The organism is Vreelandella jeotgali Hwa (genome assembly GCF_000334215.1).
Lineage (GTDB): Bacteria > Pseudomonadota > Gammaproteobacteria > Pseudomonadales > Halomonadaceae > Vreelandella > Vreelandella jeotgali.
In genome coordinates this window covers 263814-278730 of sequence record NZ_AMQY01000023.1, presented here as the reverse complement: position 1 = coordinate 278730, position 14917 = coordinate 263814, and the positions used below count along the sequence as shown (strand labels likewise).

Sequence of the window (14917 nt, the reverse complement as noted above, 5' to 3'; positions counted from 1 at the left end):
CGGGCAATATGCCCGGTAAAAGGTCCCTGGCGAAAGCCTTACATCAGCTCGGTTTTCCGCCGCTTCAGCTTTCCGCCGCTTCGTCGAATTTCTGCAGCAGCCCGTTCAGCCGGCGTTCCCACTCTTCGTGTTCCTGCTTGAGGGTGCGGTTTTCATCGCGCAGCTCCTCGTTTTCCAGTCGGGCAAGCTCCAGCGCTTCCACCGTGGCGGTGACTTTTTGCTCCAGCTGATTGAACAGTTCCTGGCTCATGCGTTTCTCCCCCTGGGTCGATGTGTCATGACATGATAGCGCGATTGGTTGTGCGTGCCGGACGCGGCAGCGACGGGATCCGGCCGAGCGTAACGCTCGCACCGCGCAGCGGCAAGCCGGGATCAGCCGTCGCCGCGCCGGTAGAGCCGGGCGGTAGTATCGCCGGCCCGGGTTTCGCGGTACAGCTCCCAGCTGTCGGGCACTGCCGGGAGGCCGGACGATTCGGCTTCCACGTAGATCAGCGCCCGGGGCGACAGCCAGCCGCCATCTTCCAGCGCCGCGCAGCAGCTCGCCACCAGCCCCTGATGAAACGGCGGGTCCAGCAGCACCAGGTCAAAGGTATCGGTAGCCGGGGAGGCGGCCAGAAACGCGCCGACCTCCCCGCATGTGACCCGGCCGCCGTCGGTCTTCAGCGTTGCCAGGTTATCCCGCAGCTGAGCCGCAGCTTTGGCGTCGTGTTCGATGAATTCCACCCGGGCGGCGCCGCGTGACAGCGCTTCGATCCCCAGCGCGCCGGTGCCGGCAAAGGCGTCGAGCACGCGCTTGCCGTCAAGCGTCTGGCCCAGCCAGTTGAACAGCGTCTCGCGCACCCGGTCGGGCGTCGGGCGTAGCCCCGGCCGCTCGGGCACGGGCAGCTGACGGCGGCGAAACTCGCCGCCGATAACGCGAAGCTTGCCGCCTTGCCGGCTGCGGCGAGGCGTTGCGGAGCGTGAAGAGCGTTTACGTGTCATGGTCGGCGATTATAGCGCCCTGCGTGTCCAAAGTCTTGATCCGTGGTGGTAGGATGGCTCCCTATTCATCGTTCACCGTGATCGCACTCCCGACGCGATGCCGAACGGCCTGGCGCTCTCGGCTTTGACGGTGTTTCACGATGATCGGTTTTTGACGACGACCTGCCCGGATATTTGCCCATGTTTGGTTTTTTCAAGCGCAAGAACAAACACGACAGTCACGACGCCTCTCGCGACGACGAGGCCGCCCCGGCGCAAGAGGACGCGACCTCGCAGGCCCCGGCCGACTCGTCCGACAGCGATGCCGATGTGCGGCCCGAACCGGACGCAACGCCTGAAGCCGGTTCGGACGCTGACACGGAGTTGGCACCCGATGCCGATCCTGCGCCTGAAGCCGAGCCGGAGCCCGAACCGGAAACGCCTGCGCAGCCGGCGGCACGCCCGGAAAAGAAGGGCTGGCTGGCGCGCATCAAGGCCGGGCTGGGCAAGACCCGAGCAAGCTTTACCGACGGCGTGGCCGATCTGTTTCTGGGCAAAAAACAGATCGACGACGAGCTGCTGGAAGACCTGGAAACCCAGCTGCTGATGGCCGACGTGGGCATCGAGGCCGCCACCACGATTATCGAGCGGCTGGAAGAGCGCGTATCGCGCAAGGAGCTCAACGATCCGCAGGCGCTGTACCAGGGGCTTCAGGAAGAACTGACGGCCATGCTGGAGCCGGTGACCACGCCGCTGGAACCGCAAACCGGCAGCGGCGAGCCTTTCGTCATGCTGGTAGCCGGGGTCAACGGCGTGGGCAAGACCACTACCATCGGCAAGTTGACCCAGCGCTTTCAGCGCGAAGGCAAAAGCGTGATGCTGGCCGCCGGGGACACCTTCCGCGCGGCCGCGGTGGAGCAGCTCAAGGTCTGGGGCGAGCGCAACGATGTGCCGGTGGTGGCCCAGCACACCGGCGCCGATAGCGCCTCGGTGGTTTACGATGCCGTCGCCGCCGCCAGAGCCCGGGGCATCGACGTCATCATTGCCGATACCGCCGGCCGCCTGCACAACAAGGGCCACCTGATGGAGGAGCTGAAAAAGGTTCATCGCGTGGTGCAAAAACTCGACGCCGAAGCTCCCCACGAGGTCATGCTGGTGCTGGATGCCGGCACCGGCCAGAACGCCATCAGCCAGGCGACAACCTTCAACGAAGCGGTGCCGGTCACGGGTATTACCCTGACCAAGCTCGACGGCACCGCCAAGGGCGGGGTGATCTTCGCTCTAGCCAACCAGCTGCAAACGCCGATTCGCTTTATCGGCGTGGGCGAGGGGCTGGATGATCTGCGGCCCTTTGCCGCCCGGGAGTTTGTCGACGCGCTGTTTGATCGCCGGGACGACGACGGCCCCGCATGATCGCGTTCGATCACGTCGGCAAGCGCTACGGCGGTCGCTTCGAGGCGCTGTCGCATCTGAATTTTCGCGTCGGGCGCGGCGAAATGGTGTTTCTCACCGGCCATTCCGGCGCGGGGAAGAGCTCGCTGCTGCGCCTGGTCATGCGCCTGGAGCGTCCCAGCCGCGGGCGCGTTATCGTCGCCGGGCACGATATTGCCCGGCTTCACGCCAGCCAGGTGCCGTTTTACCGTCGCCAGGTCGGCGTGGTGTTTCAGGATCATCAGCTGCTGTTTGACCGCTCGATTTTTCACAATGTGGCGCTGCCGCTGGAGATTCAGGGCACGCCGCCGCGGGAAACGGCGCGCCGGGTGCGGGCCTCGCTGGACAAGGTCGGGCTGCTGCACCGCGAACGCGCGCTGCCGGTGGAGCTTTCCGGCGGCGAACAGCAGCGCGTGGGCATTGCCCGGGCCGTGGTCAGCAAGCCGGCCCTGCTGTTGGCCGACGAGCCCACGGGGAACCTCGATCCCGATCTGTCGGCGGACATCATGGCGCTGTTTGAAGACTTCAATCGCATCGGCACCACGGTGATGATCGCCAGCCACGACCTGGCGCTGATCAGCCGGCTGCGCCACCGTATACTCCGCCTGGTCGACGGGCGCCTTGTCTCCGATGAGGGAGCCGCGTCATGACCCAGCCCCGCAAATCCGCGGCCACGCGCCGTGAAAGCCCCGCCGCGTCTTCTCCGCCCCCTTCGCCTCGCACGACCGCTACGGCAGCGTCGGGGCCGGCAGCCGGCAGTCGCCTGCGCGCCTGGGGGCGTCATCATGCGGCCATGAGCCTCGATAGCGTCCGACGCCTGCTGCGCTACCCGGCGGGCAGCCTGTTGACCATGCTGGCGATCGGCATTGCGCTGGTGCTGCCCGCCGGGCTCTGGCTGACGCTTTCCAGCGCCCGTCTGCTGGATGCCGAAGTCGACGACGGCGCAACCCTCACGGTCTATCTCGAGCAACACATTGCCGCGGCCGAAGCCGGGCGCATCCGCGAAGCCGTGGCGGCCGAGTCGAACGTGGAGCAGACGCGACTGATCAGTGCCGACCAGGGCATGACGGATTTTCAGCAGGCGCTGGGGCTGGAGGATGCGCTTGACGGCCTGGAAGACAACCCGCTGCCGGCGAGTATCGTGGTAACGCCCGCTGAAGCCTCGCCCGAGAGAATGGAGGCGCTGGCCGGTCGGCTGGGCGAGCTTGCCGGCGTGGACGAGGCGCGCGTGGACCTTGCCTGGATCGAGCGTCTTCGCCACCTGGCGGAGCTGGGTCAGCGTATCACCCTGGCGCTGGGGGCGCTGTTCGGGCTGGGCGTGCTGCTGGTGGTGGGCAATACCATCCGCCTGGCCGTGGAAAGCCGCCGGCGGGAAATCGAAGTGGTGATGCTGATCGGTGCCACCCATGCGTTCGTGCGCCGGCCATTTCTCTATAGCGGCGCCTGGTTCGGGCTGGGCGGCGGCGTACTGGCGCTGGGACTTTTAACCCTGGGGCGCCACTGGCTGGCCATGCCGGTGCAGGCGCTGGCGCAAAGCTACGGCGCTTCCTTTGCGCTGCCCGCGCTGGGCGTCGGGGGCTCTACAATTCTTCTATCCTGTAGTACACTACTCGGCTGGCTTGGTGCCTGGGTGGCGGTGACTCGGCACCTATCGAGCATCAAGCCGGGGTAAGTCAGCCAGCAGGAGGCGGCGGTGAAACAGGCAAAACAACGCTTTTGCGGCGTGCTGCCCTGAATCACCCGACACACGTGGAAACATGGCGCGAAGGGAACTTTTTGCCGGTTAAAACCTCTATAGTTTCAGTCAACCACATCAGGGTTATCACGGAGACCATCTGCACATGAGCAACAGTCTTCTACCGGTGGGTCAGCTTTCTCCGGGACACGATCTGGGCGGTTATATCAACGCGGTCGGCAGCATTGCGGTGCTGAGCGCGGAAGAAGAGAGCTCGCTTGCCTGGCGCCTGTACGACGACGGCGACCTGGAAGCGGCGCGCCGCCTGGTGCTGTCGCATCTGCGCTTCGTCGTGCATATTGCGCGCAGCTATACCGGCTACGGCCTGGCTCAGGCGGATTTGATTCAGGAAGGCAACGTCGGCCTGATGAAGGCCGTCAAGCGCTTTGATCCGCACCAGGGCGTGCGCCTGGTGTCCTTTGCCGTGCACTGGATCAAGGCCGAAATTCACGAGTTTGTACTGCGCAACTGGCGCATCGTCAAAATCGCCACGACCAAGGCCCAGCGCAAGCTGTTCTTCAATCTGCGCAGCGCCAAAAAGCGACTGTCCTGGTTGAACAACGACGAGGTCAGCGCGATTGCCCGGGACCTCGACGTCAAGCCCGAAGTCGTGCGTGACATGGAGGGGCGCCTGTCATCGTTTGACGCCGGCTACGATGCCTCGCCGGGTGACGACGAGGACAGCGCCAGCGCCTATCGCGCGCCGGTTCACTTCCTCGACGATGCCGCCGCCGACCCGGCCACCCAGCTGGAAAGCAGCGATTACGAGCAGGATGCCTCGCGCCGGCTGCAGTCGGCTCTTGAGGGCCTGGACGCGCGGTCGAAGGATATTCTCCAACGTCGCTGGCTCGCCGAGCACAAGGATACGCTCCACGACCTCGCGGACGTTTACGGCGTATCGGCCGAGCGTATTCGCCAGCTGGAAAAAAACGCCATGAAAAAGCTGCGGCACAAGATGGGCGATACGCTCTTCGCCTGATCGACGCCGGTCGTCAACGATCGGCGGCTGTCAGCCGCCTGGTGTCCTACTCTCCACGTAAAACGCAAAACGGCGCTCACGGATTCCGGAGCGCCGTTTTTGCGTTCGGCCTTCAGGCGCTCTGTGCCACCGGGCGCATCAAACCGGCCGACAGCAGCGCCCACTGGTCTTCCCAGCCCTGGGTTGGCAGCTGGGTGAAATCGCTGCGCACGTACTGTGAAATTCGCCCTTCGGCGTGGGCCATCAGCAGGTTGGCCGCCGCCGACGCCGGAATGGCGGGGCGCTGGCCTTCGTAAAGTTCGGCTTCGCGCAGTAGCTGTTTGAGTTGCAGTTCGAGGCGTTCGAACAGCTGATGGATGCGCTGGCGCAGCCGGGCGGTTTCGCCGGTGAGTACGTCGCCGCCCATCACCCGGGCCAGGCCGGGGTTCTTTTCCGCAAAGCCCAGCAGCAACGACAGGATGGTGCCGCAGCGTTCGGTGGTCTCGGGGATGTCGTGGATGATCCGGCTGACCCGGGCAAAGATGCTTTCCTCGATAAAATCGATCAGCCCCTCAAACATCCGCGCCTTGCTGGGAAAGTGCCGGTACAGGGCAGCTTCCGAGACGCCGACCTGGCGCGCCAGTGCGGCGGTGGTAATCCGTTGGCCGCTGTCATCCTCCAGCATCTGCGCCAGCGCCTGAAGAATCTGCTCGCGGCGGCGCGGTTTGTGTTGATCGCTCATGAGCCCCTCCCTGGCGGTTATTCGGTATCGGTGATCAGCGTGCCTACCCCGGCATTGGTAAAAATTTCCAGCAGCACGGCGTGGGGAACGCGGCCGTCGATAATATGGGCGCTTTGTACGCCGCCCTTGACCGAGTCCAGCGCGCAGCGAATCTTGGGCAGCATGCCGCCGTGGATGGTGTCGTCGGCGATCAGGTCGTCCACCTGCGCGGTGGTCAGCCCGGTCAGCACCTCGCCGCTGTCGTCCAACAGCCCGGCGACGTTGGTCAGCAGCATCAGCTTTTCGGCCGCCAGCGCTTCGGCGACCTTGCCCGCCACCAGGTCGGCGTTGATGTTGTAGCTCTTGCCGCTGTCGTCGACGCCGATGGGCGCGATAACCGGAATGAAGTCCCGCGCGGCGAGCATTTCGATCAGGTCGGTGGAGATGGACTCCACCTCGCCGACGTGTCCGATATCGATGATTTCCGAGGCCTTGTGCTCGGGCTCCTTCGACTGGACCTGCAGCTGGCGGGCGCGGATCTGGGCGCCGTCCTTGCCGGTGACGCCGATGGCCTTGCCGCCGCACTGGTTGATCAGGTTGACGATGCTCTTGTTGACCAGCCCGCCCAGCACCATCTCAACCACGTCCATGGTTTCGGCGTCGGTAACGCGCATGCCGTTGACGAAGCGTGACTCGATGTTGAGTTTGCCCAGCAGCTCGCCGATCTGCGGGCCGCCGCCATGGACAACGACCGGATTGATCCCGACTTCCTTCATCAGCACGATATTGCGTGCAAAGGAGTCGATCAGGTGGTCTTCGGTCATGGCGTTGCCGCCGTACTTGACCACGACGGTTTTGCCGGAAAACTGCTGGATATACGGCAGCGCCTCGGACAGCACTTCGACAATATCCCGCGGCGCGTGATTGGCTGCGTTCATGGTGATCCCTTATACGGTTTTTTATGCGCTGACGGTTTTTATATGAGCTGACCCCCTGCCATCGCCGCTTATGGCTCGGCGGCGATGGTTGGCCGGCGCGTTTCATGGTTCGGCAGCGGGGAGCGTGAGCGTCTCGTCGAGCTGCTGCAGCGCGTGCTGAAACTGCGTGCGGATGCGGTGCAGCGCCTCGCGGTTTTTGCCTTCAAAGCGCAGCACCAGCATGGGCGTGGTGTTGGAAGCGCGGCACAGCCCCCAGCCGTCCGGGTAGTCCACGCGAATGCCGTCGAGCGTTGTCTTGATACCCTCGCCGAAGTCACCTTCCCGGGCAAGCTTGTCCACCAGAGTGAATTTATTGTCGTCGGTGACCTCGATGTTGATTTCCGGCGTGCCGATATCCTGAGGGAAGCCGTCGAAAAAGGCGTCGGCGGCCTCCGCCTGGCCGGAGAGAATTTCCACCAGCCGGGCGGCGGCGTATAGGCCATCGTCAAAGCCGTACCAGCGCTCCTGAAAGAACACATGCCCGCTCATTTCCCCGGCCAGCGCCGCGCCGGTTGCCTTCATCCGCGCCTTGATCAGCGAGTGCCCGGTACGCCACATTTCCGGCTCGCCGCCGGCGCGCTCGATAACGCCGGTCAGGTTGCCGGTGCACTTGACGTCAAAGATCACCCTGGCGCCGGGGTTGCGCCCCAGCATGTCGGTGGCAAAGGCCATCAGCAGGTGATCGGGGTAGATCAGCCGGCCGGTGGGGGTAATAACGCCGAGGCGGTCGCCGTCGCCGTCAAACGCCAGGCCGATGTCGGCGCCGGTATCTTTCACCCTGGCGATCAGGTCGGTGAGGTTTTCCGGCTTGCCGGGGTCGGGGTGATGGTTGGGGAAGGTGCCGTCGATATCGTCAAACAGCGGGACGGTCTCCACACCCAGCCGGCGGATCAGCTCGGGGCCCAGCTCGCCGGCCACGCCGTTGCCGCAGTCGACCACGGCCTTGAGCGGGCGCTCAAGGCGAATATCGTCGGTAATGCGGGACAGATAGGCCTCGCGCAGATCGCGTTCGCTGACGTGACCTTCGCCCCCGGCGCCGGGCTGCACCAGGTCGGCGTCGACGATGCGCTGATACAGCGCGGTGATGGCATCGCCGGAGAGTGTCTCGCCGCCGAGTACGATCTTGAAGCCGTTGTAGTCCGGTGGGTTGTGGCTGCCGGTGACCATCACGCCCGAGGTCGTGCCGTCGAGTACGTGGGTGGCAAAGTAGAGCACCGGCGTGGGCACCATGCCGACGTTGATCACCTGCCGGCCGGCGGCGGTGAGCCCGCGAATCAGCGCGGCCTGCATGCGCTCGCCGGACAGGCGGCCGTCCCGAGCGACGACCACGGTGGTTTCGCCGCGGGCGGCGGCTTCGCTGCCGATGGCGTGGCCGATCAGCGTGACGCCGTCTTCGGTGAGGGTGTCGTCAACGATGCCGCGAATGTCATAGGCGCGGAAAATGGAAGCGTTCAGTGAGGCGTGAGTCATGGTCGTCTGCGTGTCCATTCAGGGGCAATAAAACCGGAGCAAATAAGGGCGTGGCAGCCTCGGCGGGACGGCATTGACGCGGGAGCGTCATCGGCCGCCCGGCTACTGCGCGCCGGTGCTGCCAAAGCCGCCGCTGCCGCGTTCGCTGTCGGTGAACTGATCCACCAGCGCCAGTTCGGCCTGTACCACGGGGACCAGTACGTACTGCGCCAAACGCTCGAAGGGGTCGACGGTGAAGGCGCGCTGACCGCGGTTCCACACCGAGATCATCAGCTCGCCCTGGTAGTCGGCGTCGATCAGCCCGACCAGGTTGCCCAGCACGATGCCGTGCTTGTGGCCCAGACCCGAGCGCGGCAGGATCATGCCGGCCAGCCCCGTATCGCGGATGTAAACCGCAAGGCCGGTGCGCACCAGCTCGCAGTCGCCCGGTTCCAGCGTCAGCGGTGCATCCAGCAGGGCGCGCAGGTCCATGCCCGCCGAGCCGGCGGTGGCATAGGCGGGCAGATAATCGCGCATGCGCTCGTCGAGCAGCCGGCACTCAAGGCGCGGGCGGGGATTGGCGGTCATCGGGATTCCTCTGTGTTGAGCGATGTCAGTGGAAAGCAGTGTCAGTGCAAAGCGATGTCAGGGCAAAAGGGCAGAGCGTTGCACCAGGGCGCGCGCGATCACGGCCCGGGCCAGCTGTGTCTTGGGCTGCGGTGGCTGGTGTTCGGAGGCGCTACCCGCCGGTGTGCGCCACAGCAGCCAAGCGGCGTTGTCGTCGCTGCCAAAGCCCAGGCCGGCGGCGGAGACGTCGTTGGCCACGATCATGTCCAGCGCCTTGCGCGCGAGCTTGTCGTCGGCGTATTGCTCGACGTCGCGGGTTTCCGCGGCAAAGCCCACCACCAGCGGCGGGCGCTGGGCGGAAGGCAGCGCGGCCACGTCGGCGATGATGTCGGGATTCTTGACCAGCGTCAGGGTCAGGGTGTCGTCGTCGGCGGTTTTCTTGAGCTTGTGCGCGGCCGGTTCGGCGGCGCGATAGTCCGATACCGCCGCACAGCCGATGAAAATATCGGCGTCGGGCGCCAGCTGCAGAGCCGCCTGGTGCATGTCGGCGGCGGAAGTCACGTCGATGCGCTGGGCGCCCGCCGGAGTGGGCAGCGCTACCGGGCCGCTGATCAGCGTCACCCGGGCGCCCTGTTCCAGCGCGGCGGCGGCCAGCGCGTAGCCCATCTTCCCCGAGCTGTGGTTGGAGAGGGCGTGCCGGGTGAGGTAGCGCACCGGGTCCAGCGCTTCCTGCGTCGGCCCGGCGGTTATCACCAGATGCGCTGCGTCGTCGTCAGGCGCCGGCGTCGACGGCGGCAGGCAGTCAGTCAGCGCCGCCAGAATTTCTTCCGGCTCGCTCATGCGCCCGGGCCCGGTATCGCCGCAGGCCTGGTCGCCGGCAGCGGGGCCGACCTGCCGCCAGCCGTCGTCTGCCAGGGTGGCCAGGTTGCGTTGGGTCGCCGGACTGCGCCACATGGCCTGGTTCATGGCCGGGGCGATCAGCCCGGGGGCGTCGCTGGCCAGGCACAGGGTAGTGAGCAGATCATCGGCGAAGCCGTTGGCCAGCCGTGCCATGACATCGGCCGTGGCCGGGGCAATGACGACCGCATCGGCCCAGCGGGCCAGCTCGATATGGCCCATGCCGGCTTCGGCTGCGGTATCCAGCAGCGAGGTGCGTACCGGTTCGCCGGACAGCGCCTGTAGCGTCATGGGCGCGATGAAGGCCCGGGCGCCCTCGGTCATGACCACGCGCACCTCGCAGCCGGCCTGTTTGAGCAGGCGTGTGATCAATGCGCTTTTATACGCGGCAATGCCGGCGCTGACGCCCAGCAGAACCCGCTTGCCCGATAAACTCATGGCCGCCATATCAGGGTTGCCTCTGCGATTTTCAGGGACGCTACCATACCATTTGCGCCGCAGCTTTGGCATGCTGCCGCTACGGGGAACACCCGGGGCGCAACCACCAGGGAGGGTGATATGGGCATCAACCATTGGCCGGAAGGCGAACAGCCGCGCGAGAAGCTGCTGGATCTGGGCGCCGAGGCGCTGTCGGATGCCGAGCTGCTGGCCATCTTTCTTCGCACCGGTGTGAGCGGGTATTCTGCGGTAGATCTGGCGCGGCATCTATTGTCGGCGTTCGGCGGGCTGCGCCCGCTGCTGGAGGCCGACCAGCAGCACTTCTGTGCGGAGAACGGGCTGGGCGCGGCCAAGTACGCCCAGCTGCAGGCAACCCTGGAACTCTCACGCCGGCACCTGGCAAGCCAGCTGGCCCGGGGCAATGCGCTGACCTCGCCGGCGCTGGTGCGCCACTATCTCACCTCGCGGATGCGCCATCTCGGCCACGAGGAATTTGCCGCGCTGTTTCTGGACACCCAGCACCGTATTCTGCGGTTTGAGTCGCTGTTTCGCGGCACGCTCAACAGCGCTTCGGTCTACCCGCGGGAAGTCGCCAAGCGCACGTTGGAACTCAATGCCGGCGCGGTTATCCTGGCGCACAATCATCCGTCGGGCGTTTCCGAGCCCAGCGACGCCGACCGGCGCATCACCCGGAAGCTGCAGGATGCACTCGAGCTGCTGGATGTCCGCGTGCTGGACCACTTTGTGGTAGGCGACGGCGAAGTGACATCGTTTGTCGAACGCGGCTGGCTGTAAGCCGTCCATGCCACGCCGCCGGCCGGGCGAAAAGCGCAAACCGGCTTGCCGTTATCCGGCGTCTCTGGTATAAAGTGCCCCCTTTGAACTTGGGTTGAATCACTGGGCCCGGGTCGAACGAACCCGGGTTGAGTATCGGGCCCGAGACAGACTCCGGTAAACCCCGGCAACCATCGTGCCGGGGTCCGAAATCGGAACAGGGGCTTGAGGCTTGAAATCCGAGAGGTTGGTATCAGATCGCGGTCCTGGCGCGTCATCTCCCTCCTCAGATTCGGTCTGCCCGCCGGTTTCGAAACAGGTTCGAAAACAGATTTGAACAACTCGCCAAGCGGTTGGAGGCTCTCATGTCCAATATGTGTCAAGTGACCGGCAAGCGTCCGGTTTACGGTAACAACGTTTCACACTCTCAGCGCAGAACGCGCCGTCGTTTCGCGCCCAACCTGCACTCGCACCGTTTCTGGGTCGAGTCGGAAAACCGCTTCGTCAAGCTGCGCGTTTCCTCCAAGGGCATGCGCATCATCGACAAGAAAGGCATCGACAGCGTGCTGGCCGACATGCGCAAGCGCGGCGAGTCCTTCTAGGTCGACGCTCGGCAGGCAGCCGACCGGCCAGCGGGCCGTGTCGGGTTTTCGGCAGCAGTTTTCATTCAGCAGGGTTTGGGAGAGTTGAACCATGCGCGACAAGATCAAGATGGTATCCAGCGCCGGTACCGGTCACTTTTACACCACCGACAAGAACAAGCGGAACACGCCCGACAAGTTCGAGTTCAAGAAGTACGACCCGGTGGTACGCAAGCACGTGATGTACAAGGAAGCCAAGATCAAGTAAACGCTTGTGACCGGCTTTCTCCGCAGGCGAGGGCCTGTTCAAGAACCCGGCTTCGCGCCGGGTTTTTGCATGCCTGTCGTCCTGTATTACGGCTGCGTCCTGTACGACAGCTGTATGAATCGCCCGGGCCGGTCAACCCCCTGGGTACCGGCGGCATTTTCCATCATGGCCCCGGCGGCTTTTGCACGGCTCGATCATGCCCGAACTGCCTGAAGTGGAAACTACCCGACGCGGTATTGCCCCCTACGTTGAAGGCCGGGAAATTACCCGGGTATGCGTGCGGCATACGCGCTTTCGGGTACCGGTGCCCGATGATTTGCCCGAACGGCTGACCGGCGCGCGCATCGGCCGGCTGGCGCGGCGCGCCAAGTACCTGATGGTGCCGCTGGCGGATGCCTCGGGCACGTTGCTGTGGCATCTGGGCATGTCCGGCAGCCTGCGTATTGCCCGGCTGGGCGACGCGCCGAAAAAACATGACCACATTGACCTGGTGCTGGACAGCGGCGACGTGCTGCGCTATCACGACCCGCGCCGTTTCGGCTTTGTTGACTGGCTGGACGGGGAGGCCGAGCAGGATTCGCGGCTGGCGCACCTGGGCCCGGAACCGCTGTCGGAAGCGTTTGACGGCGAGCGGCTGTTCCAGCGATCACGGGGCAAGCGCATGGCGGTCAAGCCGTTTCTCATGGACAACCGCGTGGTGGTGGGCGTGGGCAATATCTACGCCGCCGAAGCGCTGTTCATGGCGGGTATCGACCCGCGACGGGCCGCCGGGCGTATTGCTCGGGTGCGCTACGCGCGGCTGGCCGACGCCGCCCGCGAGGTGCTCGCCGCCGCGATTGATCAGGGCGGCACCACGCTGCGCGATTTCGTTAGCGGCCAGGGTGAACCGGGCTATTTTGCCCAGCAGCTGAACGTCTACGGGCGCCAGGGCGAGCCCTGCCGGCGCTGCGGCGCACAGCTCAAACACGCCGTTTTGGGCCAGCGGGCCAGCGTTTTCTGCCCGGTCTGCCAGCGCTAGCCAACGGCGTCTACGCCTGCCCCCAACCCCTGAACGGGAGAGAACCGTGAGCCAACCCCTGCGACTCAGGAAAAACGCCGACCGCCGCCTGAAGGCGGGGCATCTCTGGATTTATTCCAACGAAGTGGACACCCGGGCCACACCGCTGAAAGCCTTTCAGCCAGGCGATCTGGCGCGGGTGGAAGCCGCCAACGGCCGAGCCCTGGGTGTGGCCTGCGTCAACCCCGGTTCGCTGATCTGTGCTCGGATCATGTCCCGGGACCCGGCGATGCAGGTCGACCGCTCGCTGTTTGTGCACCGCTTCAAGCAGGCGCTGGCGCTGCGCCAGCAGCTCTACGACACGCCCTTTTATCGCCTGGTAAACGCTGAGGGCGATCTGCTGCCCGGCCTGGTGATCGATCGCTTTGGCGACGTGGCGGTGGTACAGCTCAATACCGCGGGCATGCAGGCACAGAGTGAGGCCGTGGTTGAAGCGTTGGAAAAAGTGCTCAAACCTGCGGCGATTGTGTTTCGCAACGATACCGGCGGCCGCCGCCAGGAAGGGCTGGACGCCCGGGTCGAGGTGGTCGCGGGAACGCTGCCCGACGAGGTGCTGATCGAGGAAAACGGCGTGCGCTTTGCGGCGCCGGTGCTCGACGGCCAGAAAACCGGCTGGTTCTTCAACCATCGGGATAATCGCCGCTGGCTCAACCGTCACGTTGCCGGCAAGCGTGTACTGGATCTTTTCAGCTACGTGGGTGGCTTTGGCGTCCAGGCCGCGGCCAGCGGCGCCAGCGAGGTGCTCTGTGTGGACTCCTCAGCGACGGCGCTGGAAGGCGTGGCGCGCAACGCCGAGTTGAACGGCCTGCACGAGCAGGTGGCCGTTGGCGAGGGCGACGCCTTTGAAGCGCTGGCCGCGCTCAAGGCCGACGGCGAGCAGTTTGATGTGGTCGTGCTGGACCCGCCGGCGTTCATCAACAAGCGCAAGGATCAGGCCGGCGGTGAGCATGCCTACGGCAAGCTGAACCGCGAAGCCATGCGCCTGCTGGGCCGCGACGGAATGCTGCTGTCGAGCTCGTCCTCGATGCACCTGGCCCCCGAGCGGCTGGTAAACGTGGTGCGCGGCGCGCTACGCCATCAGGATCGCCAGGGTCAGGTCATTTTTCAGGGACACCAGGCAGCGGATCACCCGATACACCCGGCCATCCCCGAGACTGCCTATCTCAAGGCGCTGGGGGTGCGCGTTTTCCGCGATTAGCTCCGCTGGCCCGGCCGAGTCAACTGAGTCGGCTGAGTTAACTGAGTCAATAGAGCAGCAGGCGACGCTGGGTCGTACATGGTAACATCAGGGTCTTGTAGGGTATCGCCGGTGCCGCCAGGCCGGCACCGGTGGAATAAGCGGCGATGGCCGCCATGGCAGCGGTCCTGGCGCCGCGTATCGGGACATGGCCTTGTCCCTTTTTTGTCATCTCTGTAACAAGCGAGCTGTTTCTATCCATGAATCCAAAAGTTGTGTTGCGCTGTATTCTGATCAGTCTGTTACTGGCTGCACCGGCACCGTTGCTGCTGGTGGGTGTCTTTCACCTGGCGGATGTGCCGCTCATTGATGAATGGGTGGCCGGGCTTGTCCGCGTCGGCGGAGTTTCCGGCGTTTATCTCGCCGCGGCGCTGGGGTGCTTTGTGCTGCTGTGTATCGGCACGCTGTCAGCCGCCGTGCTGGCGCCGCCGATGGTTGTGCAGGCGGCGGCCAGCCGGAGCGCGGCGCCGGATGCCGACCCGGCGGCAGCGCCTCAGCCAGCCGCCGAGCCGGCCGAGCAGGAAGTGGACCACGAAGACAACGTCATTGACCCGGACGACGGGCGCGAGGAAGGCGACGTCAAGTGGTTCAACACCAACAAGGGCTACGGCTTTATTACCCGCGACAGCGGCGAGGATGTTTTTGTGCATTTTCGCGCGATTCGCGGCCGCGGCCCGCGCATGCTGCACGAAGGGCAGGTGGTACGCTATCAGATCATCAGAAACGAACGTGGTCTTCAGGCCGACGACGTGAGTATCATCGAAGAATAGTATCGAGCCGTCGTAAAGTGCTCGTGCTCGGGACCCCGCTTCGGCGGGGTTTTTTAATGCAGTGCGTTATGGACTTTGTATGGTGGGGGCGGTCAGC

17 protein-coding genes are annotated in these 14917 nt (G+C 65.0%); 10 read left to right on the top strand and 7 right to left on the bottom strand.

The window, feature by feature from the left end; all coding sequences use genetic code 11:
* Window positions 1-64: 64 nt before the first annotated feature.
* Together zapB and rsmD are read right to left on the bottom strand one after the other, a co-directional pair.
* Window positions 65-250 (bottom strand): cell division protein ZapB, encoded by a 186-nt coding sequence (zapB, locus tag C793_RS0111740; protein WP_017431143.1) that lies wholly within the window; start codon window positions 248-250, stop codon window positions 65-67.
* A gap of 122 nt (window positions 251-372) precedes the next feature.
* A complete protein-coding gene (gene rsmD / locus C793_RS0111735; protein ID WP_017431142.1) occupies window positions 373-981 on the bottom strand; it encodes a 16S rRNA (guanine(966)-N(2))-methyltransferase RsmD in 609 nt (202 codons plus the stop codon).
* A 180-nt stretch (window positions 982-1161) separates the two neighbouring features.
* On the opposite strand from rsmD, the gene ftsY reads away from it, so the two are divergent.
* The 4 genes from ftsY (at window position 1162) to rpoH (ending at window position 5105) form a co-directional block, all read left to right on the top strand.
* Complete coding sequence (gene ftsY, locus C793_RS0111730; RefSeq protein ID WP_017431141.1) at window positions 1162-2373, top strand: signal recognition particle-docking protein FtsY; 1212 nt, start codon at window positions 1162-1164, stop codon at window positions 2371-2373.
* Entirely contained in the window at window positions 2370-3041 is a 672-nt protein-coding gene (gene ftsE, locus C793_RS0111725) for a cell division ATP-binding protein FtsE (RefSeq protein ID WP_017431140.1), read from the top strand. Before ftsY ends, ftsE begins: the two co-directional genes overlap by 4 nt.
* Entirely contained in the window at window positions 3038-4063 is a 1026-nt protein-coding gene (gene ftsX, locus C793_RS0111720) for a permease-like cell division protein FtsX (RefSeq protein WP_017431139.1), read from the top strand. Before ftsE ends, ftsX begins: the two co-directional genes overlap by 4 nt.
* 169 nt (window positions 4064-4232) lie before the next feature.
* Window positions 4233-5105 carry an RNA polymerase sigma factor RpoH gene (gene rpoH / locus C793_RS0111715; protein ID WP_017431138.1) on the top strand — a complete coding sequence of 291 codons (873 nt, stop codon included), beginning with the start codon at window positions 4233-4235 and terminating at the stop codon, window positions 5103-5105.
* A gap of 112 nt (window positions 5106-5217) precedes the next feature.
* Here the strand turns inward: rpoH and slmA are convergent, their stop codons facing one another.
* The 5 genes from slmA to coaBC all read right to left on the bottom strand — a co-directional run bounded on the left by slmA (window position 5218) and on the right by coaBC (window position 10142).
* The gene (slmA, locus tag C793_RS0111710; RefSeq protein WP_017431137.1) at window positions 5218-5826 is read right to left on the bottom strand and encodes a nucleoid occlusion factor SlmA; all 609 of its coding nucleotides are present in this window, start codon (window positions 5824-5826) and stop codon (window positions 5218-5220) included.
* Between the two features lie 17 nt (window positions 5827-5843).
* Window positions 5844-6743 (bottom strand): acetylglutamate kinase, encoded by a 900-nt coding sequence (argB, locus tag C793_RS0111705; protein WP_017431136.1) that lies wholly within the window; start codon window positions 6741-6743, stop codon window positions 5844-5846.
* Between the two features lie 102 nt (window positions 6744-6845).
* Window positions 6846-8252: a phosphomannomutase/phosphoglucomutase gene (locus C793_RS0111700; RefSeq protein WP_017431135.1), complete on the bottom strand. Its 1407-nt coding sequence runs from the start codon at window positions 8250-8252 to the stop codon at window positions 6846-6848.
* 102 nt (window positions 8253-8354) lie between these two features.
* Complete coding sequence (gene dut, locus C793_RS0111695) at window positions 8355-8819, bottom strand: dUTP diphosphatase (RefSeq protein WP_017431134.1); 465 nt, start codon at window positions 8817-8819, stop codon at window positions 8355-8357.
* 57 nt (window positions 8820-8876) lie between these two features.
* Window positions 8877-10142 (bottom strand): bifunctional phosphopantothenoylcysteine decarboxylase/phosphopantothenate--cysteine ligase CoaBC, encoded by a 1266-nt coding sequence (gene coaBC, locus C793_RS0111690; RefSeq protein ID WP_017431133.1) that lies wholly within the window; start codon window positions 10140-10142, stop codon window positions 8877-8879.
* Window positions 10143-10253: 111 nt separating this feature from the next.
* On the opposite strand from coaBC, the gene radC reads away from it, so the two are divergent.
* From radC to C793_RS14800, 6 genes are all read left to right on the top strand, one after another.
* Window positions 10254-10928, top strand: coding sequence for a RadC family protein (gene radC / locus C793_RS0111685; RefSeq protein WP_017431132.1), 675 nt, complete (start codon window positions 10254-10256; stop codon window positions 10926-10928).
* A gap of 344 nt (window positions 10929-11272) precedes the next feature.
* The gene (gene rpmB / locus C793_RS0111680; RefSeq protein WP_017431131.1) at window positions 11273-11509 is read left to right on the top strand and encodes a 50S ribosomal protein L28; all 237 of its coding nucleotides are present in this window, start codon (window positions 11273-11275) and stop codon (window positions 11507-11509) included.
* Between the two features lie 91 nt (window positions 11510-11600).
* Window positions 11601-11756 carry a 50S ribosomal protein L33 gene (rpmG, locus tag C793_RS0111675; RefSeq protein ID WP_017431130.1) on the top strand — a complete coding sequence of 52 codons (156 nt, stop codon included), beginning with the start codon at window positions 11601-11603 and terminating at the stop codon, window positions 11754-11756.
* A gap of 196 nt (window positions 11757-11952) precedes the next feature.
* Window positions 11953-12774, top strand: coding sequence for a bifunctional DNA-formamidopyrimidine glycosylase/DNA-(apurinic or apyrimidinic site) lyase (gene mutM, locus C793_RS0111670; protein ID WP_017431129.1), 822 nt, complete (start codon window positions 11953-11955; stop codon window positions 12772-12774).
* A 46-nt stretch (window positions 12775-12820) separates the two neighbouring features.
* Window positions 12821-14011, top strand: a complete 1191-nt coding sequence (locus C793_RS0111665; protein ID WP_017431128.1) for a class I SAM-dependent rRNA methyltransferase — start codon at window positions 12821-12823, stop codon at window positions 14009-14011.
* A gap of 239 nt (window positions 14012-14250) precedes the next feature.
* Entirely contained in the window at window positions 14251-14820 is a 570-nt protein-coding gene (locus C793_RS14800; protein ID WP_026106266.1) for a cold-shock protein, read from the top strand.
* The last annotated feature ends 97 nt before the right edge of the window (window positions 14821-14917 follow it).